The organism is Levilactobacillus namurensis, assembly GCF_032197885.1.
Classification (GTDB): Bacteria; Bacillota; Bacilli; order Lactobacillales; family Lactobacillaceae; genus Levilactobacillus; species Levilactobacillus namurensis_A.
Genome location: NZ_CP134159.1, coordinates 1,368,635 through 1,392,277 on the forward strand (window position 1 = coordinate 1,368,635; position 23,643 = coordinate 1,392,277).

A 23,643-nucleotide genomic window follows, 5' to 3' on the forward strand; every position below is an offset into this window, starting at 1 on the left:
CATGAAGTTAAACAAAGAACAGTGGAGTTGGGTCTTCTATGACTGGGCGAACTCCGGCTACGGCATTATCGTCACTACGGCGGTATTACCCATTTACTTTAAAACCATCGCGCAAGCCAACGGGGTCACCGCCGCCAACGCCACGGCCTTTTGGGCTATGCCAACAGTATCGGGACGTTACTGGTCGCCTTACTGGCGCCGTTTCTGGGGGCACTGGCAGATTACCAAGGGTTCAAGAAACGCCTCTTAGTGGGCTTCACCACGCTGGGGATGTTGATGACGTTAGGCTTAGCGGTGTTGCCTACCACGCAATGGCGCTGGCTACTAGTGATCTACGTGCTATCCGTTTTAGGCTATTCCGGTGGGAACCTCTTCTACGATAGTTTCTTGACCGACGTGAGTGCCGACAACCAAATGGATAAAATCTCCAGTACGGGTTCGGTTACCTGGGCGGGGTCATTGCGTTTATCCTGTTCATGGTCCTCGAATTCACCCACGGCTTTGGTCATCTGTCCAGTCTCGCTGTGGCCCGGTGGGGCTTTGCCCTGGCAGCCATCTGGTGGGTCATCTTCTTCATCCCGTTAGTCCGTAACGTTCGGCAACGCCACGCGCTGACCACCACGACCCGGCCGTTGCGGCAAAGCTGGTCTCGCGTCTGGCAAACGATTCGCCATTTACGGCAACACAAGTACTTAGCCTGGTTTTTGATCGCCTACTTCTGTTACATCGACGGGGTCGACACCATCTTCACCATGGCGACGTCGATTGGCCTCGATATCGGGATTACCAGCACGACCCTAATCATGGTGCTTCTGGTGGTTCAACTGGTGGCCTTTCCGTGCTCACTGTTTTACGGGTGGTTAGCCGCGAAAACCAGTACGCGTACGGGGATTTTAGTGGCCATCGTGGTCTACCTCTTGATCTGCTTGGATGCGTTACGCCTCCACACTGCCGCGGACTTTTGGCTGTTGGCCGTATTGGTCGGAACCAGTCAGGGTGGTATTCAGGCCCTTTCGCGATCCTACTTCGGTCGAATCGTCCCAAAGGAACGTTCCAGTGAATTCTTTGGATTCTACAATATCCTGGGTAAATTTTCGGTCGTGCTGGGTCCCATCCTGGTTGGGGTGGTTACCCAAATCACGGGACAATCCCGAATTGGGGCAGCTTCCTTGTCCATTCTCTTTATTCTCGGGTTAGTTATTTTTGGGACGCTTCCGCACGATGCCACAGACAAATCCTAGTGGTTTCTAGGTTTTTATGGTATTCTGGTTGTTACAATGAATGAAAGAAGTAGGTGTAAGAACATGAAGATTGCTGTGGTCACCGATAGTACCAGCTATTTGTCCGCAGAAGAGGTCGAGCGGTATCATATCCATGTCGTGCCCATTCCAGTGATCATCGATGGGCGCTCTTATGACGAAGGCGTTGATATCTCCACGGGTGAATTCTACGATTGGTTGCGTAACTCCAAGTCTTTTCCAAGTACATCGCAACCGCCATTGGGTGAGATGATCAATCTCTACAACCAATTGGCCGACGAAGGTTACGATACGGTTATCAGTATCCACCTTGCCAGCACTATCTCGGGGTTTGTCAATCAACTTAAAAACATCGCACCCACGATTGAAAATATCCGGGTCATCCCGTATGACTCTCAGATTACGGTCAAGCTAATGGGGTATCTGGCCATTGAAGCTTCGCGGATGGCGGACAAGGGGGCGACCCCCGAAGAGATCATTGCGCGTCTGGACGACTTACGGTCCACGATCGGTGAATACTTCGTGGTGGACGACCTCCAAAACCTGGTTCGCGGGGGACGCTTATCCAACGCTTCGGCCTTCATTGGCAGTGTTCTGCGAATCAAACCGCTGTTAACGTTTGATGATGACACCCACGAAATCGTGGCCTTTGAGAAAGTCCGGTCACGCAAGAAGGCCTTAGCCCGAGTGGAACAGCTCTTTGTGGAAGCCCAGGCCAAGGTCGATTATCCGCTGCGGGCCTTAGTGATCGATGCCAACGACCCCGAGGGGGGGCAGAACTGGGCAGATAAAATTTCCGCGCAGTATCCTGACCTGCCGATTGAACGGTCCTACTTTGGTCCCGTTATTGGGGCTCACCTAGGGGAAAAAGCATTAGCGCTAGCCTGGTTGAAGGACTACGAACGTGCTTAGTTCCGGTGATCAATGCCATTATCTTATGAAAATTATTCAATTAGTCGACGTACCGGAAATTTCCAGTACATCGGCTTTTTTCGCTAGCTTGAAACCCCGTCCAGGCAGTGGCTCGACCGGAACTTAAGTGAAATCACTGTTCAAGCGACAATCGTCTTTTGCTTACTGGCGACCGTCTTTCATGACCAATTCTTAACTTTTGGTCCCCAGTCTTCAGGCGTATAATTGAGTACGCGGTCGTGTCCTGGACAACAGGGATACGTGGGGGACCGACTGATTGACCCAATGATTCGGTTCTGCCGACCAGTAAACCTACCCACTTTCATTTTTTTCAACAACGGGGAATCAAACTTGTCTTTTAGTCCGGGGTTCGCTATAACTGCTAATAAGGACGATTAGAGGTCGGGATTTTTAACTCAGGGGGATACACACGTAATGAAACGACTCATAAAACTTTTTGATCACTATAAAGACGTCATTGCTTATCTGTTTTTCGGGGGGATGACGACCCTGGTTAACATGGTGGTCTTCTTCATCACCAACGATTTATGGCACTGGAATTACCAGGTGGGGAACGCCATGGCCTGGTTCCTATCGGTGCTCTTTGCTTATTTGACTAACCGGGTGTGGGTCTTCCATTCCCACTTTACAACGTTTCGGGCCTTAGAACAGGAAACCGTTAAGTTCTTTGGCGCCCGGGCAGCCACGTTGGTGATTGACGCCGGCATCATGTGGATCGGAATCTCTTTGCTTCAGCAAAACGCCATGTTGACCAAGTTGGTCGACCAAGTCGTGGTGGTCGTTGCCAACTACTTCTTAAGCAAATGGTTCGTCTTCCGTAAGGCGAAGGCCATGGTTAAGGATTAATGCTCATCAAAGTGGCGTCTTCCTAGGAAGACGCCATTTTTGATGAGCATTTTTTCAACCGTCGTCGGTTCGATTATGGTCTAATTCGCAATTTTTTTAGAAGCGTGCCGAACCCTGCTGGCCGGGGCATCCCGGCAACTGATTATCCGCTAGATCAAGGGGCCGACTTCCCAGAATGACTTGCAAGATGTTAAAAGATGTTGTAGGGTAAAACCTGTTAACTGAATAGATTTCTTCGGGGCAGGGTGCAATTCCCGACCGACGGTGACAACGGCAATGACCGTTGAAGTCCGTGACCCGCTTCACGCGGTGGACCCAGTGAGAGTCTGGGACCGACAGTATAGTCTGGATGGGAGAAGAAACAACTGGTTTATTTCACACCGTTAGTGGCGGCTTTTTTGGCGACCACTCACTCGATGGGATCTTATTTAGCTTTCAAATTTTTGCCCCGCAAATCATTTTGCGGGGCTTTTTTTGTGGGGTGAGTTTGATCAACGATTCAGTTTATTTAGCCATGGCAGCCGACCAAGCCCGGTTAGGTCAGGGACATACCTGGACGAACCCGGTCGTCGGCGCCGTCATTGTCAAGCACCATCAAGTCTTAGCACGGGGGTACCATCACCGTTTTGGAGAACCCCATGCGGAAATTGACGCTTTGAATCACCTGGCCGACCTTGACCAGGCCCGAGGCGCCACCATCTATGTCACGTTAGAACCCTGCAGCCACTATGGTAAGACCCCGCCGTGCGCGGATCGCTTGATTCAGGTGGGAATTCAGCGCGTAGTCATCGGCCAACTGGACCCTAATCCGTTAGTCGCCGGCCGTGGTGTCGCTAAACTCAAGGCTGCGGGCGTCCAAGTCACCGTTCTGGGGACCACCAGTGCACTGAATAGGGCGTACAACTTCTTTTACCAGCATCACCGGCCGTTCGTCACGGTCAAGTACGCGATGAGCATTGACGGCAAATTAAACGCTGCCGGTTCCCAACGAACACACCTAACCAGCCAAGCCGCCTACCACGATAGCCAGGCTCTGCGCGCCACACAACAGGCGATTCTAATTGGCGAGCATACCGTTCAACAGGATGATCCCCAGCTAACGGTGCGCACGCAACCAGTAGATTTTGCACCTTGGCGGATCGTCCTGATGCAAGACGCCGACCAACTGGCGGAGACAGCGGCCATCTTACAGACGCCAACGCCGGTATACCTCCTGGTTCGCCAGCCCAGTCAGCGGCAATGGCCAGATTTCGTTCACGTCGTGGTCCAACCGGAGTGGACGCCGCAACAGATCTTAGACTGGTTGAGCACGCAGGGCATCCAATCCTTATTGATTGAGGGAGGCAGCCAGGTCCAAGCCACTTGGTTGGCTTCTGGCGCCGTGGATCAGCTGATTACGTACCTAGCGCCTTTGACTTTAGGCGGTACCGGCTTACCCGTCGCCCAAGGCGTTCCCGGAACCGTTCAACGGTCCTGGGGATTGGTCCAAACCCAAGCTTTACAGCCGGATATTAAGCTCACGTATAGGAGGTCTGCAGATTATGTTTACCGGAATCATTAAGGGACAGGGAACCATTGCTCAAAGCGTTCGCACCGCTACCCAGCAACGACTGACCATCCATACCCCGCTAGCGCACCGTTGGCACAGCCAGATTGGCGATAGCCTCGCCATTAACGGTGTCTGCCTGACCATTATTGCCATGACCGACCAAGACTTCACGGTAGATGTCATGCCCGAAACCTATCACCGAACGACGCTGGGCGACCAAGCCATCGGTGATGCAGTCAACTTAGAACCGGCATTGCGCGTCGGGGATCGGTTAGGCGGTCACCTGGTCTTAGGCCACGTCGATACGGTTGCCCAACTGGTCGACCGGACACCAGACACCAACGCCGAGATTCTCACCTTCGAGTACCCAACGGCCTACTACGCCGAATTAGCGGAGAAGGGGTCCGTCACACTTGATGGCGTCAGTCTGACCCTGGTGACGGTCTCTCCAACCCAGTTCAGTGTCAGTCTAATTCCCCAGACCCTCCACGAGACCAGCCTGGGACGGCGTCAACCGGGTGACAACGTGAACTTAGAAACCGATGTTTTAACTAAATATTTATTGCATCAACGGGAGGCAAAATCATGAAAAATCTAGATACACCCATCGAAACGGCGCTGAAGCAGCTTAAAGCTGGCGGATTAGTCGTGGTCATGGACGATGAAGACCGCGAAGCCGAAGGGGATTTAGTCGGCCTCGCCGAGTTCGCGACCCCCGAGACCGTCAATACCATGGTCACCCATGCGCGGGGACTCTTATGTGCGCCCATGGCACCTGCCGTGGCCACTCGGCTGGGGTTACACCCCATGGTCGCCCACGGGACCGACGCGTTCGGCACGGCCTTTACCGTGAGCGCGGATGCCACCACGACCAGTACGGGAATCTCCGTCTTTGACCGTGCGGATACCCTCCAGCAATTGGCGGATCCTCAATCTCAGCCGGCGGCCTTTTACCACCCCGGCCACGTCTTTCCCCTGATTGCCCAGGAACACGGCGTTCTCGCACGGGGCGGCCACACGGAAGCGGCCGTTGATCTCGCACGCTTGGCGGGCGCGCAACCCGTAGCCTACATCTGCGAGGTCCTTCAAAAATCCGGAAAGATGGCGCGGCGGCCCCAGCTGAAGGCCTTGGCTGAGGGGATGCAGCTTCCCTTGATCTCGATTCAACAGATTCGGGATTACCGGTACCGGCACGCCATTGACGTGGTCACGCCAATCCCCGCCGTAGCACTGCCTACGCAACACGGTGATTTCCAGTTAGAGGCCTTTACCACGCATGACGGGGCCCAACCAGCACTCCTGTTGTCCAAGGGGCCCATCACGCCCGACCAACCACTCCTGTTACGGGTCCACTCGGAGTGCTTGACCGGTGACGTCTTCGGTTCCAAGCGATGCGACTGTGGCGAACAGCTCAACATGGCCATGGACCGGATCCAGCAAAATGGTTCTGGCGCCGTACTCTACCTGCGCCAAGAGGGGCGGGGAATCGGCCTGATCAACAAGCTCAAGGCCTACCACCTTCAAGAAAACGGCTTAGACACCGTCGAAGCCAATCAAGAATTAGGCTTTCAGCCCGATGAGCGCCACTATGGCCTGGTTGCGGCAATCCTGCACCTAAAGCACATCACGCAGGTCCGGTTATTGACCAACAACCCGGACAAAGTCGACCAACTAACCAATTTGGGACTGGACGTGCTCCAGCGCGTTCCCCTCGAAACGCAACCTTTACCGGAAAATCGCCAGTATTTAGCCACTAAAAAAGCAAAGTTCCATCACCAACTCAAGGAGGTTTAATTCAAATGACGCAAACAAACACATCCCTTAAAACCCGTCGAATCGGTATCGTAGTCGCCCAATTCAACCAGGTCGTGACCGACCGTCTTCTGGCAGGCGCACAAGAGGCCTTAGAACAGGCGGGTATCTCCCGGGACAGGCAACTCGTAGTCAGTGTCCCCGGTGCCTTCGAGCTTGCCCGGACGGCCAAGCTCATGGCCGACCAGCACCAGGTCGACGGCATCATCGCCTTAGGCGCGGTCATTCGCGGTGCGACCAGCCATTACGACTATGTCTGTGCCGAAACGGCTCACGGGTTAGCCGAAGTGTCCCTAAATGGTCCGGTCCCCGTGATGTTCGGGGTCTTGACCACCGATGACCTTTACCAAGCCTTAGATCGTGCTGGCGGCAAGGTCGGCAACAAGGGCCGCGACTGTGCGGCTGGTGTGTTGACCATGCTAGACGTCCAAGACCAGTTGGCGACTTCCAAGTAAAAAACACTAAACTTAGAGGCATAGAAGTTACCCAACGGGGTGCTCCTATGCCTCTATTACTTTATAGTGGTAGTGAGGACCAGTCGTGGGGGGGGGCCGTGAGACCGTACACTAAAATGGCCGCTTCGCTGGTTTTAGTCAATTGATCAAAGTATTGGGTCTCTTGAAATCGCGTTTTGAAAACGAGATGACTAAAGCTGACGTGAAGACTTCGGAAAGATAGGTATCTGATGATGCGAACAATTATCGGAATCGAGGTCAGTAAGAATAAAGCTAACGTTGCGGTGGCAACAAATTTAGTCGTCGTCAAAGAATTGACCATCTCTCTAGGTGCACTAGGATTTAATGAACTGACTTATTTTGCGCATCCTTACACGTCTAGTGAGCGTGGGACCAACGAAGTCCATAACCGGATGATTCAGCAGTTGGTTAGACTAGTGTCAGTAAAAAGAGCTCGATGTTGCGTTTGGCTAAGAAAATGTTAAATGCACATGATGAATCAGCAGATTCCTCGCTGACTAGTTGGCATAGATTTTTAAATGTCATGAATAAGGCTATAAACATATCATCAATTCTTGGCAAGTATAAAGAACTAAAATATGTAAAACCGCGGTTTAAGACATCATGTGTTCCTTTAAAAGCCTATACTCGAGACGTTTTTAAGAGGACGTTAAATGCTTTGGGGGTAAGTATTGTGAAAAGTTTGAAGAAGAGTTTTAATCTTAGCGGCATCTGTATTTGCGTTACCAGTGGGTGCGAGTGCTGCGGAGACGCCACAAGATAGTCATAATACGATTTCGAATCCAGCTATTAGTAAAGACATTGATTCTGAATTGTCGAGTACCGGCTTAAATTCATCAAATTCAATTACAGCAGCCCAACCGGTAATTATTCAGGATATCGTTCATACACCAACCATAATAGTCAATGGTGAAAGGATGACTTAAAATTTTTACGTTAAGTATGTTTTTTAGTGACACCATCTTTTGGTGTTTAATTTTAGCTTTCTTGATTCTGATAGGTTTAGTAGTGTGGCTAATTATTAGATCCTTTATAAAGAAGTAGTGTTTTAGATTCATTAAGGTCTGGTCAATAACAGGCTTTAATGAATTCTTTGTAAAAAAGTGCCTCGAATTGTTAGTTTGCGGCACTTCGTGGGAGTGTGTGTAAGACAAATTATGGTTCAAAATGGTAACAGTAGTTGTTAATGACAACCGTAAATAAGATTCCCCTTCTAATAATTTTGACAAGTCGATGGGGCGATTTACTGTTTGTTACTAAGCCACAGATTTTGAGGCAGCAATAAATTTCCTAAATTCACGCCTAATAACCGATTGAGAATTATAAGAACATAGAATAGTTGACTCGATATGTCGAAAGGTAAATCCGTAGAAAAAACACCCACAACTGCCGGTCATCAGTCGTGAGTGTTCAGCCAGGGTTAACTCATGGAAACGCGAGTTAGTTTCTGCTGGTGCGTTGTTTGTAAGTGCTGTAGGGCCAAGGCCACTAAGCCGCCCATCAGAACGCCCAACGCGTTGGCCAGGACGTCGTTGAGATCACTGCTCCGGTTGATCAGCCAGTGGTGGGACAAGATGTACTGCGCGATTTCAATAAAACTCCCAGCACTCAGTCCCAGGAAGCCAACGCCCCAAAGTGACAGGGAAGGCCAGAAGCGTTTAAACAGAAAGCCCAACGGTAGGGTCATCAAAATATTTTCAAAAAAGCCGAGGTTCCAGACATCGAGTTGCGTCAAATTCACTCGCCCGATACCGGCGGGCATCACGTAAACGGCGGTGCCGGAGAAGGACAGTGGGGTGAAGACGATGGCCCCAAGTCCGGTCAGATAGGCCAAAGTCCCGAGGGCTATCCAACGATGTCGCCGGTTGGTCATTGTTAACAATATCATGAGTCCAACTAAACTCGCCGTCAATGCAATCAGTACTAAGGGTTCCCAACGCATTCAACCACCTCCATCATTATTTTGGTTCAGCGGGTAACTTGGTGCTAGCTTACCGCGAAATCGGGACTAATGGGGGATTATCCGCGGAGCTTAATGTTTTCTTCGGGGCCTTAGGAAAATCATAAGGGTATCCTCATACTCTGGTCACATTTCATCGACTGAAGCCATTTGCATAGTCAAAAGCAGCTCCTCAATCTCAACTGGATTGGGGAGCTGCTTTTTCTTAATGACCGTTAGGCTGCGTGACACGGGGATGTCCCGTTTTTAGGTTTACGTCAAAGACTTGCAGGAAGAAGGCGACTAACGGCACGCCGACGATCAAGCCCCAAGCCCCAAAAATCTGTTCACTGACAATCAACGTGATGAAGGTGACAAAGATGGGCAGGTTGGTGGCGTTGGCCATTAACCGGGGATGCAGGAAGTAGGATTCGAACATGTGAATCAAGGCCACCAGCACCAGGACCGCCAGGAGCCGCCAGAGGCCACCCGTCATAAAGGCGATGATCGATAGGGGAATCAGGGAAATCAATACCCCGGCCACCGGAATCAGTCCTAAGAAGAAGACCATGATCCCTAAGATGAGTAGGCTCGGCATATGCAGGATCCAGAGTCCCAGAACCATTAAAGCGGTGTTGATCGTGCAAATGATCAATTGGGTCTCGATAACGGTGCCGAAAATCTGAACGAAACTAGCGATGAGGTTCCCCATAGGTACGAAGAGTCGCGCAAAACGACTCTGGGTAAACGCATGGACGAACCGTTGTAACTGCGCCTTGGTCAAGTTAAAGATGAAGCTAAAGAAGAAGGCCAACACGATGGTCTCTACGCCGGAACTAAAGCGGGACAATTTCCCGATTCCCGACGTGAGGAGGTTTTTCCCATTGCTGATGACGGAAGCGTTTTGCGATAAGTCTTCCATCAACTTCTTAGCCGAACTTTCTAGTTGTGGATAGGTTTGAATCAGTTGGTCTAGCGCGCGGGGCAGATTCGACGCCTCGCTGACCAGCGGCGGGATAATCTGGGCGAAAGCCGCCACTAGAATTCCTAAGAACAATAAGTACACCAGAATCGTAATCAGCCAGTGATGCAAGGGCGTATGGCGTTCGATTCCCATAATGGCAGCGTTGCCTAAGTAGATAAAGATGATGGTGAACAGGGCCAGGGAAAGAAAGCCCCGGGCGAACCAGGCAATCAAAATCAACAGTACCAAAGCTAAGTAGTAAGCTGTCAATGGATTTTGCCAAAGCCGTTTAACACTTGTGAACATGAAACGCCTCCTTAAAAGGTTATGACATTAGTCTACGCTAGGGAGGCAACGTTGTAAATTAAGTCTCAATCAGGCTTGGCTTAACGGTCCTTAGATGCGAATTATCCCCGTTTGATGCGCTCATTAATCTTAGCAATCTGGTGACGGTCTCTCACAACGTTTATCAACCACATGAGCAAGTAGATGAGTAGAAACGTGATGGTGAACGTGCTGAGAGACTTGAGGGTCATTGGAACCCAACCCGCCAACATGGCTAACGGCGTAAATCCTAGATAGTAGATCCAAAAATTAACGATGGTACATTTGAGAAGCGACCAGTTCTTGATTTTAAAAATAAGCGCCCCTAGGCTAAACACCACCCCAATAGTGGCCCATAAGATTAGAGAGACAAGGACCGCATTTAAAGGATGGGTGAAGTGTGCCATGAATTGCGGCGATGACGGGTAGTACTGAGCGGTCCCATACACATAATTAAACATCAGGGAAATCACCAGGCCCAAGACGACGCCCAACGCCATCCCCTGAACAGCATTTTTTAAGACCTTTTTCATATGCCTAATTTCTCCTTTAAGTTTTTGATTTTTCGCCGAGACATCTGAACCCGTTGTTGATTGATCATGAGGACGTCGATTTTCCCGTTACCTAACAACTCCAAGTGATCAATCTTTTGGTAATTGATCACCGTTCCCCGCGAAGCTTCAATGAACTCGGCCGGCAATTGATCGATAACGTGGGCCAGCCGGGCATGGTAAGCGTAAGTTTTGTCCGTTGTATCGACCTGAATCCGGTTACCAACCGCTTGCAAGACAACGATATCGGCGTAAGCGACCGGCCTAATTTCGTTATCTTGATAGCACCATAGGACTTCATTTTTCTGATTCAATTGCGTGATGATAGTCGCTAAGTGATCGGTCAGTTCTCGTAACCAAAAGTCGGCATGTTCAGCTTTTAGCTTCGGATCAATGTGAAAATTAATTTTCATTAGCCGACAACCTCCCTCCGCATTAGAAATAGTACCACGTCCCTTGAACAGAAACGCTCAGTAGGCGTCTAATGGTCCTTTTTGAACGTTGAGTGGCTCAAGTTAGACGATGAATGGGCCAGAATAATCACTAAAATCAAATCGGATGTAGCAGTGGTGGATATCGACCAGCAACGCCTATCTTTCGCTAAGCAGTTAGGCGCCCAAGTGATTAATGTGCAATCCGAGGACCTACATACGGCTTTGATTAGGCTCTTTGGAACCGGTCACGGCCTGATGGACGATGACCGCGTTGGGGCCGATGCCTATATTGATTGTGTAGGGCTCCCCGAGTATATGACCGACTTCATCAACTGGGGTAAGTTTGGCGCTAAATTTGTCGTTGTGGCTTTAGGGGCAACCCCGGTGACCTATAAACCGCAATTCCTAGCCATGAATGAACTTAGTTTTCTGGGCTCCGCTATCTATACCGCCGCGGACATCAAGGAAGCTATTCACAATATTACGAATCTCGATAATCACTTTCCGGAAATTGTTTCGGCTCACTACCCGTTGGAACAGACACAAGCCGCCTTTGAAAGAGCGAATACCGATAAAGAAGCGGTTAAGGTCGTCATTGACGTCAATGACTAATTCGAACAGTAAAAAACTAAACTTAAACAATAATCCCCTAAGACTGGCTATCCAATCTTAGGGGATTAGGTTTATCCGTGAATACTTTTAGGCTAAATGTTGGTCTAGATAGCATTTAAGCTGTTGGCGTAAAGCGGCATGTTTTGCTGGTTGGTAAGCCGTTTCGGGATCATGCCAATTTTCTGCGGGATACTGCCAAACGGGCATTTTTCGTCGTTCAGGTGGTTCCCAAGCGTACCTAGGGAAAATGTGCGCATGTAAAAACTCATCCGTGTTGCCTAAAATATCATAATTAATTCGTTGGGGATGACAGACTGCCAACAGGGCATCCCCAACGTAAGCCATGCTGGTTAAAAAGTCGGCGCGTTCAGACCATGACAGTTCATTTAAAGAGCCGACTTGCCGTTTGGGTAACAGGACACAGTATCCCGGTAAGAATTGCACATCCCCCAGGGCGACAAAGCCGCCTGGTAACGCAGTCAGCACCATCGGGTTCGTTCCGGCTAGGGCGCTTTCAATCCGGTGAGTTTGCCAAAATGGGGTGGCCCTTTCCTTAGGCATCCGTCTTCACGCTCCCCCACCAATTAGGGAAGATTTTGCCTAAGGTCACGGTCTGGCGTTGTGCGTAGTCGACCATGATTTCCGTTTGCGCGTTTTTGTCAGAAAATTCCATGAGGGTTTCCCGGCAAACACCGCACGGCATCCCGTTCAATCCGCTGGGGGCGGCGTCGCGAAAGGCGATGATGCGCTGAACCTCAGTTTCACCACTAGTCGTGTACATGTTTAATAGCGCAACCCGTTCGGCACACAGGTTCATGGTGCCACAGAGGCCCTCAATGCAAAATCCCGTAAAGATTTTGCCGGACTTACTATGCAAAGCACAGACCACGTGATGCGCGTAAAGAAAGTCGTTGACTTCTTCCGGGTGATAGAGTGGTTGGGCCGCCGTATAGAGTTGTTCCCAGATATCCATAAGTGCAAGCTCCTCGTTTGATTAATATTTTTTAATTATTTTCTCATTTTACGCTAATCAAGCAGCCCCCACAAGTCCCGTTTTACCTACCATTTGGAAATGGTTTTGACAACTGACTACTTTTCCCGTAACATGACGCTATCAGAAACGAGGTGACGGCACATGGCATACGATCAAATTCTTGTGTGCGTAGCCGTAGAGGGGCCCGGACGTTTTTCCCTAAATTCTTAAACTTACAGGAGAATGACACATGAAAAACGTCCAAAAACAACGGCCATCCTTAGGCTTACTCATCACCCTGGTTGGGTTTCCCCAAATCAGTGAATCCATTTTTACCCCCATCTTGCCCGCCCTCAGTCACGCACTACGCGTTAGTGCGGGGCGTAGTCAGCTAACCTTAAGCGTCTACTTTGTGGCGTTCGCGCTGGGCGTGCTTTGCTGGGGACAATTCGCCGACAGTCAAGGGCGCCGCCCCGCCATGCTGGGGGGACTCAGCATTTACTTGATTGGCAACTTAGGCCTCCTAATCAGTCCTAACTTCTCGTGGCTTCTGGGGTGCCGGTTGATTCAAGCCTTCGGGGCGAGCGCTGGCTCCGTGGTCACCCAGACCATCATGCGCGAAAGTTTTACCGGCATAACCGGCGCGAAAGTCTTTGCTAACGTTAGCGCCGCTATGGCACTCTCACCCGCACTAGGGCCACTGATTGGTGGGGCGGTCCAGACCCATTTCGGGTACCACCACGTCTTTTCCGTACTGGTTATCTTGGCGATAGCCTGCCTCCTTTATGCGGGAGCCCGGTTACCGGAAACGCGTCCCACAACGGTCCAGGTTGCCTCGTGGCGTCAACAGGCCCAGGTCCTCAAGCGACTGGGGACCGATTCCACTGTATGGGTCTACGGCTTATTGATCAGTGGCATCAACGGCATTCTATTTAGTTACTACGCGGAAGCCCCGTTCATCTTCGAAAGCCATTTCGGCTTCTCCGCGTTAGCCTATGGTCGCTTAGGCCTATTACTGGCTGCGGCTAGTCTGCTGGGGGCCATCTTGGTTAATCGGTTGGTGACGTATTGGTCGTCCATGCAAATCGCACTGGGCGGGTTAGGGGTTAGTTGCCTCGCGTCACTAGGGTTGGTAGCCACGGCCCATTTCGCCCTGGTACCCGGAATGCTGAGCTGCATCTTCTTGGTCTTCCTGGGACTAAACGTCACGTTACCCACGGCCTTAAACCGGGCCTTGATTGGGTATGAATCGGTCATGGGCAGCGCCAGCGGTTGGTTTAGTCTGGCCTACTATTTAGCTATCAGTGCGTTGACCTACTTGATGAGCTGGTTGCACAACGGCCAGATCACCACGCTCCCCATCTATATCTTAGGAGTCACGTTGGTCATGACCAGCGCCTATCTGGGACTGTATCGGCGAACTCGTCAGTAACTTAAACTCAATGGGGACCCCGCTCGTGATTGAGAGGGGTCCTCTTTGATGTGCGCTTAACTTGTAATGGGTCTAGTCCGGCTGATTTTGGGAGGTAGACTGGTCCGGTAAATCGATCAGTTGGTGCAGATCCGTAGCATTCTGACGGGCTCGTTGGTATTGCGCCTTGGTCTCAGGGTCGACCGCATGAGTCTGTGGCAGAAAGTGAACCGCTTCGGTGCCCGCCTCCACGGCCGTCTTGTAGTACCACTTTTTGTACCGTAGAAAATCAAGCTGCGCCTGCATGGCTTGAATCTTATCCGTCAGCACGGCCTCCTGGTGGTCGAGGTAGTCGTAACGTTCCTTTAGCGTGCCGTCACCCGCCATACAAAGCTGGATGAAACTGGCAATGTTTTTAACCGGAACCCCGCTTTTCTTCAGACAATCAATGACCTCAATAAAGTTTAAGTCGTTGGGCTTAAAGGTTCGTCGGCCTGCCTGGTTCCGTTCGACAAAGGGGAGTAGGCCCTGGCGATCGTAGAACCGTAGTGCTGAAGTACTAATGTTCATCATCTTGGCAACGTCTCCGATACTATACATTAGGCTTCCTCCTGATCAGGACTAAGGGGCCGAATGATTCTTGCGGGCACGCCCCCAACTAAAACGTTATCGGGGATGTCCTTAGTCACAACGGCTCCCGAGGCCACCACCACGTTATTGCCGATGGTCACTCCAGGATTGATCGTGACTTTACCGCCGATCCACACGTCATTGCCAATGGTGACCGGGTGGCCTTGGGCCAGATTCTGGCGCCGACCAGCAACGCTGAGCGCGTGGTTGACCGTATAGATATCTACGTTAGGACCAATCATCACGTTGCGCCCAATTCGCACTGGCGCAATATCGAGAATGGTCAGGTTGTAATTACTAAGGAAATTTTCCCCAACGTGGATGTTGCGACCATTATCGCAATTGAAGGTCGCTTGGACCGATACGTTTTGCCCAGTTGACCCCAGGATTTCCTTAATTTTGGCCGTCTGACGTGCGGGCTCCGTTGCTGGAATCGCATTAAATTCTTGGCAAAGTTGGGCTGCACGCGCCTTACGTTTCGCCACACCGGCGTCAAGAAAATGATACCATTCGCCCCGGTCTAGTTTCTCGAGTTCTGTTGTCATATTGTTTAGGTCCTTTCTTTGACTTTACGTTAGCTTTAACTCGACCGCAGAAAATTGTCCCATAGCTAAGGGATTGGGCTGTCCATAGCGAGCGAGTTGCTCAACCTCTCGTGTTCTGACCACTAAGCAAACGTCTACTTCCCGTACTGGCAACCGCGCCGAATCCCACGGAAGTTTCAGTACTTAGTCAAGTTTTAGTCACCGCTAAATACCTTTCGTTGAACACAAGTCTATTTTAGGACTTGAACATAGGTTTAAGTCAAGTCTCAAATTGATGGTTGACTTAAACCAATGTTCAAGTTGTACGTTTGAAGAAAGGAGTGAATGCTAATGACTCATCAAGATTCGAAAGTTGCTTTGATTACGGGAGCTAGTTCTGGCTTTGGCTGGGGAACGGCGCTTGCGATGGCCCAAGCCGGATATCGCATCGTGGTGACCGCCCGGCGGGAAGCCCGGCTTCAGCAACTCGTCGCCGAATGTCAAAAGCTAGGGACTTCAGCGGCCTACTATGTGGGGGATGCCCGTAAGACCGCGACGGCGCAGGGGGCCGTCGCCTTTACTTTAGAACAATTTGGTCGTTTAGATATTTTAGTCAACAATGCGGGAATCGGACGGGTCCAAAAACTCGTGGATACGCCCATGACGGATTTTGACCTGGTTATGGATACCAACGTCCGAAGTGCCTTTGCCTTTACTAAGTTTGCGGTACCCCAGATGATCAAGCAACATTCGGGGCAACTGATTCTGGTGTCCTCGGTCACGGGGATCAAGGGCCACGCTGAAGAAGCGGCGTACACCTGCAGCAAGTTTGCCTTACGTGGGTTGGGCCAAGCGCTAGACCACGAACTCCTGCCGCAGGGGATTCGAACCTGTGTCTTCTGCCCCCATGCCGGCGCAACTGAATTCGAGGTGGGCCATGGTCGGACGTCCGCCGAAGTTGCCCAATCGGGGTTCTTAACTCCTGAAGACGTGGGGGCGGCCCTGGTCAGCGTCTGTGAACAACCCAAACACTCTCGCATTGTGGAACTCCGGTTAGCTTCTAATAACGTTCCTTATTAACTCGCGATGCGGGAAGCGCTTGAGCACGGGTTACCTTCGGGCCTAACACGGGTTACCATCTCTGTTATACTGAGGCGTATAAGGAAGGTGAGCTTATGGGATACGTCACAAACTTACGAAAGACGGTGGGGTCGCAACCGCTGGTGGTCATTGGGGCCGCTGCGGTGGTCTTACGGCAAAATCAATTGCTCCTGGTCGACCGGCGTGACAACCACCTCTGGGGACTACCGGCAGGGTCTAAGGAACTCAATGAATCATTGGAAACCACCGCGATACGCGAACTCCATGAGGAAACGGGACTGATTGGTCAACGACCAGAACTGTTAACGATTGTGAGCGGACCGGGATGCCAGTACCAATACCCGAACGGCGACCAAATCGACTCGTCAACGGCTGTTTATCGCTTGCAGGCGACGGGGACTCCGGGTGGCAGTAACGAGACCCGTACGAGTCGCTTCTTTGACCTCACCGCGTTACCCGCACAAATGACGCCCATTACGCAAGAAATTCTGCGCCGCCTAACACGCAATCATCAGCTAGTAGGGGATGTCCATTAACTAAATTAGAAACTTACCACGACCTCTTTAAACGAACCAGTCCCCAGTAAAGGCTTGAAACACACTTTACCGGGGACTGGTTCGTTTTTGCCATTTTTTTCTAGAATTTTAGGCCGTTCTGGCAAAAAGAGGCAGTTTTTACGGAACTAACCTAGAAGCTGCCGTCATTATAAAATATACTAGATGTATTCTAATCCAAGAAAGGTCACAGACGATGAACTCCAATACTAAGCTAACCCAATTGCTGATGGCAATGAACCTCGGCCGTAGTCGTGATCACCCCTTAGCTGGGTGGAATGTTCTTAAAATTTTATACGGCGATCATGGGAACACCGGCGCAACGCCCACCTTCAACTACCTTAGTCAGCAATACAATACGAATTATCTGGATACTGCGACCAACGAGAGTCCCATATCCGACGTGATTCTCAAGAACGTCTTAGCCGTTTTAAGTGATTCGGCCCACCTCATCGAAGTCTCACCGCGTAAGATACGGATGCGGATGCAAAGTGGGGCGTTCCACCTACAGCAGGCGCCCGTTTACCGAATCACACCGAGTGGCATTGAATATTTGACCTTAATGCCCAAGGTACTGGATGCTGAAAGCACGGTGACGGCTAACATCGCCCGCATCGATGAATACTGTACCTTGGTCCAAAAATTGGGACGCCCAGATTTAGATAGCACTGATACCCAACTGTATAACGACTTCAATAACATGCTAACGGCCTATAGTGATGTGATGAAGGGGATGCATAAGCTCGACCAAGACCTAGACGAGTTAGCCAACGACCTAGCCTTCAATCACGGGAGTGGGGCCGCTGATCAGCTACAGCAGATGTTAAAGACCAAAGCGATTCCCGCTTTTCAACGACTGACGGATCAAGGGCCGTTAGTCCAAGAACTAGCGAATTCAACGACCTTTTTTGAACAGGTTGCTCGCAGCCGGCAGGGGCGCGATAGTCTGGAAGTGGAACGGGCCATCGACGATCAAGCGGCTTTGACCGTCCAGTTCCAACAAGACCGGGCGTACGTTCAGGCCCACTTACAGACGCTATCAGCCAGCTTTGAACCGACGGCCAGCGCAATTGATAGCAGTTATGATTCAATCTACATGGTCCTAGAGACCATTTTAGCCGCCATTCAATTGCTTGGCCGAGAATACGACCATATTCAGAGCCAAACCGTGGATATTCAGCAACTGACCGCCCAACTAGACGACCTGTTGGCACATTACCAGACGCTGACGTTGCCCCGTCCGATTCCACACCATCTGGCGCAAGACCGGCTGGTATCGGATCCCAGCGATCTTTTGAACGCGACCACCATGGGGCCAGTCAAGTACCTGGCGAGTACGCACCAACGATCGGTCGCTACTGCAGCAGATAACCCGCTCGTAGCGGAAGATGACCACCCGGATGAGCGACGTCAGGCAGGACTCTTAGAATTCCAGCACCTGGTCATGCACGACGCCTTGCACGGAACGGTCGACCACGACCTTGAACTAACCACCCGGGTGGCCCGCGATGAGATTGCGCGGCTGTATAGTGCCACCGGATACGACCATTATCAGAGTTTCGCGCCGTTTGGCCGCCCCGTTGAGGCCGTAACGGCATTGCCGAAGACCGGTCCGATCTGGTTACATTGTGCCGATGAACGGTTCAGTGTCCAACTCCCCAGTGGTTTTCAGGTCACTTTCCAAAGTCAGGAGGAAGCGTAATGGTGACAAAATTACACGCGAGCGAACGCTTCGTCATCAATCAACTAATTGACCGCGGAGTCTTCACCAGTACCCTGACGCCAAGAACCCCACAAGCCACGGTGGAGGCCGTCATGGCCCTAAAACGAACGGTGACGCAACAACGAATCAACGGTTACCTGAAAAATTTGGTAGGAACGATTCCGGAAAATTATCAAGAAAATCTGGTCTGGTTACTGGGACCACTAAAGGAAGATGCCGAAACGGTCCATGTCTTACTAGCCACGCTAAAAGCGGTGATCAACATCCCCGAATTACAGGGAAACCGGGCGGACCGCGCCGTGTTGACCCAGACCGTCGTCCGCCAGGTGCATAGTGAGGTGACTACGCTCGACGAACGTGAAATTCACCGGCTCATCACGGCTCTGTTTGTCGATCGGTTTAAATTATTCATCCCCGACGTACCCGAATATACTCCCGTCGATCAAGACCAAGAAATCACCGAGTACTGGGACATCGACCCCGAGATCAATCGCTTCGCCCAGACGGTGGTCACGCATTTTAGGCAAAAGCAGGCCATGCCGCCGCTGAGCGCTATCCAACGACTGAATCGCGCCCTGCTGATCAAGCGCTCGCTGAACCGTGCCACCACATCTCCCCAATTATGGCAAGTGCTCCAAGACAACCGCCAAGCAATCGCCCAGCAGTGGGCCGAGCTGGACCGGTTTGATTTAGAAATTGGGGATGACTACGCCTTACTTTTGGACCACACACGTACGCCTAGTCGGGCTAAACCAACCGTCGTGGCCATCGCATTGGCCCGTCAGATTGGCGTTGGCATTCCCTTGGAGAAATTGAATCAGAAGATCAAACAAGTCGCGGCGGTTCTGCTCCCCAACTATCCCATTAACTTAACCCTGGTCAAACAAGCCCTGACCGACTTAGGACTCGTCACGATTCAATCCGACTTTGTGACCCCGACGCCCTTAGCGACCCGCTTCATGGCTAAAACCCAATCAGAGGAGGAAACTGAATATGACTCAGTCAACGACCCTAAGACCCGTTAGTTTTCACCTACGTAATTTCAATAAATATTTACACTTGGATCTGGAGGCTTCAGCTAAAGGAAATTTAACTCTGGTGGGGGAAAATGCCGCCGGGAAGACCACCTTAGCCAACTGCTTCTTTCCTATGCTAGTGGATGGTTCCATCGCCACACCTTCGTTCAATCCGGCAAAGGGGACGGACCGTCTCGACAAAACGGGAAGTGCCCGCAATAGCTCCCGGGAGTCGCGGAACTTCGATAGCATGTTACTGGGGTGGGGCCCAAGCGCGATGCTGGTACGTACTGGTTATACCTATATGGTCCTCCAATCCGCAACGCGTCAAGTCATCATGGGATTGGGGGCTCACCGGGCAGTGGGGGAACACCGCAAACCGACTTGGTGGTTTATCGCCATTAACCCCGATCTCCAAACGCCCATGACTTTAAACACCACGGATGAGCAAGGCAACAGCCTGGAAAAAGATGCCTTCATCGCGGCCAACGCTGCCTGGGGCGACCAACTACACGTCTTCACGCAGGTCGAGGGGTACCGTAGCTATGCCGCGGAACACGTTTATGGGTTCACCCGCCTGGAGAGTCTGAATCAGTTAGCAACGGCTTATCGGTTATTAGCTTCCCCCATCTTGACTGCCGGTAACGCCCGCTTTACGCCCATCCAGGCGGCGCTAAAGAACGCCCAGGAGGGGATTGACCGGCACGTGATTGAGAACGTCGCCGCGACCCAACGCCAACTCAACCAAACCAATGCGTTGCACGAACGGATCGTCCGGGGACAAGACCGGTTAAAACGCTTAAAAGCCCAAATTTTCTGGCGAAATCTGAATCGGTTTCAGGAAATCATCTTAAAACCATACAGCCAGGCCGTTACGCAATTGACCCACCTTAAGCAACAGCGCGAAGAGATTCAACGACAGTTGCAAGCTGCCCAACAACAGTTGCACCACCTCGAGCCCTTAATGGCACAAGCAGATGCCGACGTTAGCCACTACGTTCAGGCTAAGGCCGTTCAAGATGATCTCAAGGCACGGCGGAAAAGCCTGCAAAATGAGTTCAACCTGCTTACGGAACGGTTGCAGCACTATCGCCGACTAACGGACCGATTGGCCCAACAGCAGGCGTCCCTCCAGACGTTCAAGGACCAGCAGGCGACGTTGACGCAACAGCAAGCCACGATTAGGCAGACCCAACTAGAGCCTTTACGCGCTAAATTAGCCGCCAAAACGGCGGGGATGCCAACACTATTAGATGTCATGACGGCGACGGATGACCAGCAACTAAGCCAAGACCTCAAACATTACCTCCGGGATGTGGCACGGCTTGTAACACAGTACCAAGACATCCAGGAAAATCAGCAACACCTTAGCGAAGACGTTCAAATCGTGGGGGACATGCAAACGAGTCTTGATCAGCGAATCGATCACCGGGCTCAGGGTCCCCTGGTGAGTCGCTTCCGCGAAGGCCTCCACGCGGACAACCGGGAGGTCCACGCAGCCGGGGCGGCGAAGATGAATGCCCGCTTCGATGAGTTAGAACGGCAACGAGTCGCCTTATTGCGGGACCATCCGGACTTAAAAGCTTATCTGGCGGATATTCACCTAATCGACGCGTTACGGGCGAATTCGCATGCCCTGGCCGATTGCTTAGACCAGTTGGCAACGTGCCACCGCCAACTAGAAGCCCTAGCGATTCATCTAAAGAACGCGACTGATCAGGTTCACCAAACCAAATCGACCTTAGCCACCGATTTCCGTGATTTCGTCATGGCAACGGTTCAAGCCGACCTGCAACACCTTCAACAGCAATTGACTGAATTAGTTTTAGATCCCCAAATTGATCAAAAGTTGGCCACCGCCCGGGCAACCTTCCAGAAGTATCGGGCAGAAGAACAACACTTAAGCCAGCAACTGGCGACTTATCAAGCCAACCTCACGACCAATCACCAACAGTTAACGACCCATACACAAGCCTTGGATCAGTTAACCGCGAATGGTCAGGCCGGTCTAGCCGATTTAAGACCTTACGCGTCAGACGCCGAACCACTGGCCGACCTCACAGCCGCCTTAGCCTTTGTCAAGAGTCATGGGAGTGAGGTGCGCAGTCATAGCTATAGTGATTTGACCAATCAAATTGGTCATTTGATTCATCGCAACGACGAGAACGGGGTGGACCGCTATGCCCTCGACAGTCTATTTGAAGAACGGGGCCACGATGCTATTGCCAGCGCCATGCGGCAACAACATGCCGTGGAACGGGGAAACTTAGGGTTCCGGGTGGTCGCGTTCGACCTTAACCAGGCTCAAGAGTTCCTAGCAACTGACGAACAAGCTGTCGCCAATGCCTTAGCCCAAACGGTCTCCGGTAATGACGTGGCCCAACGCGCTTACTTGGGGGCGGCCATTCACCAGATTGCGGATCAATATCGCCTTATCGATGGTTATAACGACATCTTGGCGCGGGGCGTTCGTGGCGACCAAGAAATTCGGCTCAAGATTTCGTTAGCCCCCGTCAACGTGGACCAAGCCGTCATTGATGAAGCTTGCGATGCCCACCTGACGGAACGGCCAGCACTGACCGCAGAAGTCGAAAAGCGGTTGACCAAGCTAGCCAGTGACGTGGCGATTGCGAATGATGATGACCAGTTCATGGATGAAGCTTACCAGTTGCTGGATATTCGGCAGTGGTCCGAGTTCAAGATTTGGATTCATCGTCGTCAGAGTCCCGTGGATGCATTCGAAGAAGTCGACGATAAGTTCGTTCAATCTGGCGGATTCGGGGCGGAAAAAGCTCAGGCGATGGTGTTGCCATTGCTACTGGTTCCCAAGATGATCCTGCAACGGTCTCGCCAAGCCGACGTGCCGCACCTGGTCATGTTTGACGAATTTGCGGACAAATTGGATCCCGAAACAGCTAAATCGTTTGCGCAGACCATCGACCACTTTGGCTTCAACTTTATCGCGACCATGCCTAGTGGCGCCCAGAATAAGGTTTTAGCCGACGGCGTTGAGAACATCGCGTATGACGTCATTGCACCGACTACGCAAGAAGACGGGCGCTTCCATAAAAACATCGTTCGCCCGGCCTTAGTTTGGCAGGCGAGAACCCATGACTGACTTTCTAGCGGCCTACCAGCACGCCACACACCGCCCAGCCCCGCTGGATGCCAATCGGTTAGCACCGTTGTTTGCTCAAATCGCGGCGGACCACTTGTTACCGCCGCGTGGGCAACAAGCCGTCAATGCTGGCTTTACAGCGCACACTCTCAGCGATGCACACGAGAATCCGCCCATTTATCACTACTACCAGTGGGCGCTGGCCAACTGTTTAGCCGAGCATCCGGTTCACGAACTTAGCGCACAACTTGTGGGGAACTCATTTGTTTGTGTTAATCTCTTCCAGACGGATCTCCCACAACCACTAACACTTAACCCCTGGCAGGTCTCGGCCATGGCCGATTTCCCTTTAATGACCAATTGCGCGGTTATGATCGAAAATAATGGGGTCTTTGCGTGGCTCCATCACCGGCATCCGAACTGGCCACTAATCGACCAAGCCGGTAATGACTTTAACAGTACCGCCAACCGCTTATTACAGCGGTTAGTTCATCGCGGGGTGGCTGTGACGTATCTGGGCGACCTAGATAGTCCCGGAATTCAAATTGCGGAGCGGGTCCAACGGCTCATCCCCCAAGTCCCGGCTGACGAACTCTTCGCGTTACAACTGCCGCAACGGGTCTTCGCATGGCTGGTTCAATATGGCAAGCCGGATACCAAGCGAACTAAGCAGCAGACTGTCCAAACGCCGCTCCTACAGGAAGCCCTGACTTCCATTCACACGCTCGGTAAGTTCGTGGAACAAGAACAGTTGATAGCCGCTTACGAAGACTTGATTCCTGCTTGGTTGGCCCAACACGCACCTAAACTTGAGTCCTAAAAGTAGCGTTCCTCATTTAAATTGAGGGACGCTACTTTTAGAGAATCCGATTACTTGTTCTCCCAATCGATTAG

At 51.5% G+C, this 23,643-nt stretch carries 22 protein-coding genes, 1 pseudogene and 1 riboswitch; of the genes and pseudogenes, 15 read left to right on the forward strand and 8 right to left on the reverse strand.

Going from position 1 to position 23,643, the window contains the following annotated elements:
* The first annotated feature begins 1 nt into the window (after position 1).
* The 7 genes and pseudogenes from RIN67_RS06575 (at position 2) to ribH (ending at position 6,854) form a co-directional block, all read left to right on the forward strand.
* A pseudogene (locus tag RIN67_RS06575) lies at positions 2 to 1,241 on the forward strand (MFS transporter).
* Between the two features lie 63 nt (positions 1,242 to 1,304).
* Positions 1,305 to 2,171 (forward strand): DegV family protein, encoded by an 867-nt coding sequence (locus RIN67_RS06580; protein ID WP_024746327.1) that lies wholly within the window; start codon positions 1,305 to 1,307, stop codon positions 2,169 to 2,171.
* Positions 2,172 to 2,606: 435 nt separating this feature from the next.
* Positions 2,607 to 3,038: a GtrA family protein gene (locus RIN67_RS06585; protein ID WP_264998812.1), complete on the forward strand. Its 432-nt coding sequence runs from the start codon at positions 2,607 to 2,609 to the stop codon at positions 3,036 to 3,038.
* Positions 3,039 to 3,265: 227 nt separating this feature from the next.
* A riboswitch (FMN riboswitch) is annotated at positions 3,266 to 3,403 on the forward strand.
* A gap of 116 nt (positions 3,404 to 3,519) precedes the next feature.
* Positions 3,520 to 4,599 (forward strand): bifunctional diaminohydroxyphosphoribosylaminopyrimidine deaminase/5-amino-6-(5-phosphoribosylamino)uracil reductase RibD, encoded by a 1,080-nt coding sequence (ribD, locus tag RIN67_RS06590; RefSeq protein ID WP_264998813.1) that lies wholly within the window; start codon positions 3,520 to 3,522, stop codon positions 4,597 to 4,599.
* Positions 4,580 to 5,176 carry a riboflavin synthase gene (locus RIN67_RS06595; protein WP_264998814.1) on the forward strand — a complete coding sequence of 199 codons (597 nt, stop codon included), beginning with the start codon at positions 4,580 to 4,582 and terminating at the stop codon, positions 5,174 to 5,176. The genes ribD and RIN67_RS06595 overlap by 20 nt, the downstream gene beginning before the upstream one ends.
* Positions 5,173 to 6,381, forward strand: coding sequence for a GTP cyclohydrolase II (gene ribA, locus RIN67_RS06600; protein ID WP_264998815.1), 1,209 nt, complete (start codon positions 5,173 to 5,175; stop codon positions 6,379 to 6,381). The genes RIN67_RS06595 and ribA overlap by 4 nt, the downstream gene beginning before the upstream one ends.
* Positions 6,382 to 6,386: 5 nt before the next feature.
* Positions 6,387 to 6,854: a 6,7-dimethyl-8-ribityllumazine synthase gene (gene ribH / locus RIN67_RS06605; protein WP_024746322.1), complete on the forward strand. Its 468-nt coding sequence runs from the start codon at positions 6,387 to 6,389 to the stop codon at positions 6,852 to 6,854.
* Between the two features lie 1,441 nt (positions 6,855 to 8,295).
* Here ribH and RIN67_RS06610 read toward each other — a convergent pair.
* The 4 genes from RIN67_RS06610 to RIN67_RS06625 form a co-directional block, all read right to left on the reverse strand.
* Positions 8,296 to 8,817: a VanZ family protein gene (locus tag RIN67_RS06610; RefSeq protein WP_264998816.1), complete on the reverse strand. Its 522-nt coding sequence runs from the start codon at positions 8,815 to 8,817 to the stop codon at positions 8,296 to 8,298.
* Positions 8,818 to 9,040: 223 nt separating this feature from the next.
* Positions 9,041 to 10,084 carry an AI-2E family transporter gene (locus RIN67_RS06615; protein WP_107740794.1) on the reverse strand — a complete coding sequence of 348 codons (1,044 nt, stop codon included), beginning with the start codon at positions 10,082 to 10,084 and terminating at the stop codon, positions 9,041 to 9,043.
* 101 nt (positions 10,085 to 10,185) lie between these two features.
* A complete protein-coding gene (locus tag RIN67_RS06620; protein WP_264998817.1) occupies positions 10,186 to 10,635 on the reverse strand; it encodes a DUF3021 domain-containing protein in 450 nt (149 codons plus the stop codon).
* The gene (locus RIN67_RS06625) at positions 10,632 to 11,066 is read right to left on the reverse strand and encodes a LytTR family DNA-binding domain-containing protein (protein WP_264998818.1); all 435 of its coding nucleotides are present in this window, start codon (positions 11,064 to 11,066) and stop codon (positions 10,632 to 10,634) included. The genes RIN67_RS06620 and RIN67_RS06625 overlap by 4 nt, the downstream gene beginning before the upstream one ends.
* Positions 11,067 to 11,222: 156 nt before the next feature.
* On the opposite strand from RIN67_RS06625, the gene RIN67_RS06630 reads away from it, so the two are divergent.
* Entirely contained in the window at positions 11,223 to 11,699 is a 477-nt protein-coding gene (locus RIN67_RS06630; RefSeq protein WP_264998819.1) for a zinc-binding dehydrogenase, read from the forward strand.
* Between the two features lie 87 nt (positions 11,700 to 11,786).
* On the opposite strand, the gene RIN67_RS06635 is transcribed toward RIN67_RS06630, so the two are convergent.
* A complete protein-coding gene (locus RIN67_RS06635; protein WP_264998820.1) occupies positions 11,787 to 12,260 on the reverse strand; it encodes an HIT family protein in 474 nt (157 codons plus the stop codon).
* On the reverse strand, positions 12,253 to 12,672 hold the full coding sequence (locus RIN67_RS06640) for a cytidine deaminase family protein (protein WP_264998821.1): 420 nt from the start codon (positions 12,670 to 12,672) through the stop codon (positions 12,253 to 12,255). The genes RIN67_RS06635 and RIN67_RS06640 overlap by 8 nt, the downstream gene beginning before the upstream one ends.
* A gap of 250 nt (positions 12,673 to 12,922) precedes the next feature.
* Here RIN67_RS06640 and RIN67_RS06645 point away from each other — a divergent pair, with 250 nt between their 5' ends.
* Positions 12,923 to 14,104, forward strand: coding sequence for a multidrug effflux MFS transporter (locus RIN67_RS06645; protein WP_264998822.1), 1,182 nt, complete (start codon positions 12,923 to 12,925; stop codon positions 14,102 to 14,104).
* A 72-nt stretch (positions 14,105 to 14,176) separates the two neighbouring features.
* On the opposite strand, the gene RIN67_RS06650 is transcribed toward RIN67_RS06645, so the two are convergent.
* Both RIN67_RS06650 and RIN67_RS06655 read right to left on the reverse strand, forming a co-directional pair.
* Positions 14,177 to 14,683, reverse strand: coding sequence for a MerR family transcriptional regulator (locus RIN67_RS06650; protein ID WP_264998823.1), 507 nt, complete (start codon positions 14,681 to 14,683; stop codon positions 14,177 to 14,179).
* The gene (locus tag RIN67_RS06655; RefSeq protein ID WP_264998824.1) at positions 14,683 to 15,258 is read right to left on the reverse strand and encodes a sugar O-acetyltransferase; all 576 of its coding nucleotides are present in this window, start codon (positions 15,256 to 15,258) and stop codon (positions 14,683 to 14,685) included. Before RIN67_RS06655 ends, RIN67_RS06650 begins: the two co-directional genes overlap by 1 nt.
* Before the next feature lie 330 nt (positions 15,259 to 15,588).
* Here RIN67_RS06655 and RIN67_RS06660 point away from each other — a divergent pair, with 330 nt between their 5' ends.
* From RIN67_RS06660 to RIN67_RS06685, 6 genes are all read left to right on the forward strand, one after another.
* Entirely contained in the window at positions 15,589 to 16,317 is a 729-nt protein-coding gene (locus RIN67_RS06660) for an SDR family oxidoreductase (RefSeq protein WP_264998825.1), read from the forward strand.
* Positions 16,318 to 16,412: 95 nt separating this feature from the next.
* Positions 16,413 to 16,874 (forward strand): NUDIX domain-containing protein, encoded by a 462-nt coding sequence (locus RIN67_RS06665; RefSeq protein WP_264998826.1) that lies wholly within the window; start codon positions 16,413 to 16,415, stop codon positions 16,872 to 16,874.
* Positions 16,875 to 17,088: 214 nt separating this feature from the next.
* Positions 17,089 to 18,594 (forward strand): hypothetical protein, encoded by a 1,506-nt coding sequence (locus RIN67_RS06670; protein WP_264998827.1) that lies wholly within the window; start codon positions 17,089 to 17,091, stop codon positions 18,592 to 18,594.
* A complete protein-coding gene (locus RIN67_RS06675) occupies positions 18,594 to 19,640 on the forward strand; it encodes a hypothetical protein (RefSeq protein ID WP_313825965.1) in 1,047 nt (348 codons plus the stop codon). The genes RIN67_RS06670 and RIN67_RS06675 overlap by 1 nt, the downstream gene beginning before the upstream one ends.
* Positions 19,609 to 22,749: a chromosome partitioning protein ParA gene (locus RIN67_RS06680; RefSeq protein WP_264998829.1), complete on the forward strand. Its 3,141-nt coding sequence runs from the start codon at positions 19,609 to 19,611 to the stop codon at positions 22,747 to 22,749. The genes RIN67_RS06675 and RIN67_RS06680 overlap by 32 nt, the downstream gene beginning before the upstream one ends.
* On the forward strand, positions 22,742 to 23,569 hold the full coding sequence (locus tag RIN67_RS06685) for a DUF2399 domain-containing protein (RefSeq protein WP_264998830.1): 828 nt from the start codon (positions 22,742 to 22,744) through the stop codon (positions 23,567 to 23,569). Before RIN67_RS06680 ends, RIN67_RS06685 begins: the two co-directional genes overlap by 8 nt.
* The last annotated feature ends 74 nt before the right edge of the window (positions 23,570 to 23,643 follow it).

Bases quoted from the DNA above. Each gene is read 5' to 3' on its own strand.
- RIN67_RS06580 (WP_024746327.1), top strand. From the start codon at position 1,305: ATGAAGATTGCTGTGGTCACCGATAGTACCAGCTATTTGTCCGCAGAA.
- RIN67_RS06585 (WP_264998812.1), top strand. From the start codon at position 2,607: ATGAAACGACTCATAAAACTTTTTGATCACTATAAAGACGTCATTGCT.
- RIN67_RS06595 (WP_264998814.1), top strand. From the start codon at position 4,580: ATGTTTACCGGAATCATTAAGGGACAGGGAACCATTGCTCAAAGCGTT.
- ribA (WP_264998815.1), top strand. From the start codon at position 5,173: ATGAAAAATCTAGATACACCCATCGAAACGGCGCTGAAGCAGCTTAAA.
- ribH (WP_024746322.1), top strand. From the start codon at position 6,387: ATGACGCAAACAAACACATCCCTTAAAACCCGTCGAATCGGTATCGTA.
- RIN67_RS06610 (WP_264998816.1), bottom strand. From the start codon at position 8,817: ATGCGTTGGGAACCCTTAGTACTGATTGCATTGACGGCGAGTTTAGTT.
- RIN67_RS06615 (WP_107740794.1), bottom strand. From the start codon at position 10,084: ATGTTCACAAGTGTTAAACGGCTTTGGCAAAATCCATTGACAGCTTAC.
- RIN67_RS06620 (WP_264998817.1), bottom strand. From the start codon at position 10,635: ATGAAAAAGGTCTTAAAAAATGCTGTTCAGGGGATGGCGTTGGGCGTC.
- RIN67_RS06625 (WP_264998818.1), bottom strand. From the start codon at position 11,066: ATGAAAATTAATTTTCACATTGATCCGAAGCTAAAAGCTGAACATGCC.
- RIN67_RS06635 (WP_264998820.1), bottom strand. From the start codon at position 12,260: ATGCCTAAGGAAAGGGCCACCCCATTTTGGCAAACTCACCGGATTGAA.
- RIN67_RS06640 (WP_264998821.1), bottom strand. From the start codon at position 12,672: ATGGATATCTGGGAACAACTCTATACGGCGGCCCAACCACTCTATCAC.
- RIN67_RS06645 (WP_264998822.1), top strand. From the start codon at position 12,923: ATGAAAAACGTCCAAAAACAACGGCCATCCTTAGGCTTACTCATCACC.
- RIN67_RS06650 (WP_264998823.1), bottom strand. From the start codon at position 14,683: ATGTATAGTATCGGAGACGTTGCCAAGATGATGAACATTAGTACTTCA.
- RIN67_RS06655 (WP_264998824.1), bottom strand. From the start codon at position 15,258: ATGACAACAGAACTCGAGAAACTAGACCGGGGCGAATGGTATCATTTT.
- RIN67_RS06660 (WP_264998825.1), top strand. From the start codon at position 15,589: ATGACTCATCAAGATTCGAAAGTTGCTTTGATTACGGGAGCTAGTTCT.
- RIN67_RS06665 (WP_264998826.1), top strand. From the start codon at position 16,413: ATGGGATACGTCACAAACTTACGAAAGACGGTGGGGTCGCAACCGCTG.
- RIN67_RS06670 (WP_264998827.1), top strand. From the start codon at position 17,089: ATGAACTCCAATACTAAGCTAACCCAATTGCTGATGGCAATGAACCTC.
- RIN67_RS06675 (WP_313825965.1), top strand. From the start codon at position 18,594: ATGGTGACAAAATTACACGCGAGCGAACGCTTCGTCATCAATCAACTA.
- RIN67_RS06680 (WP_264998829.1), top strand. From the start codon at position 19,609: ATGACTCAGTCAACGACCCTAAGACCCGTTAGTTTTCACCTACGTAAT.
- RIN67_RS06685 (WP_264998830.1), top strand. From the start codon at position 22,742: ATGACTGACTTTCTAGCGGCCTACCAGCACGCCACACACCGCCCAGCC.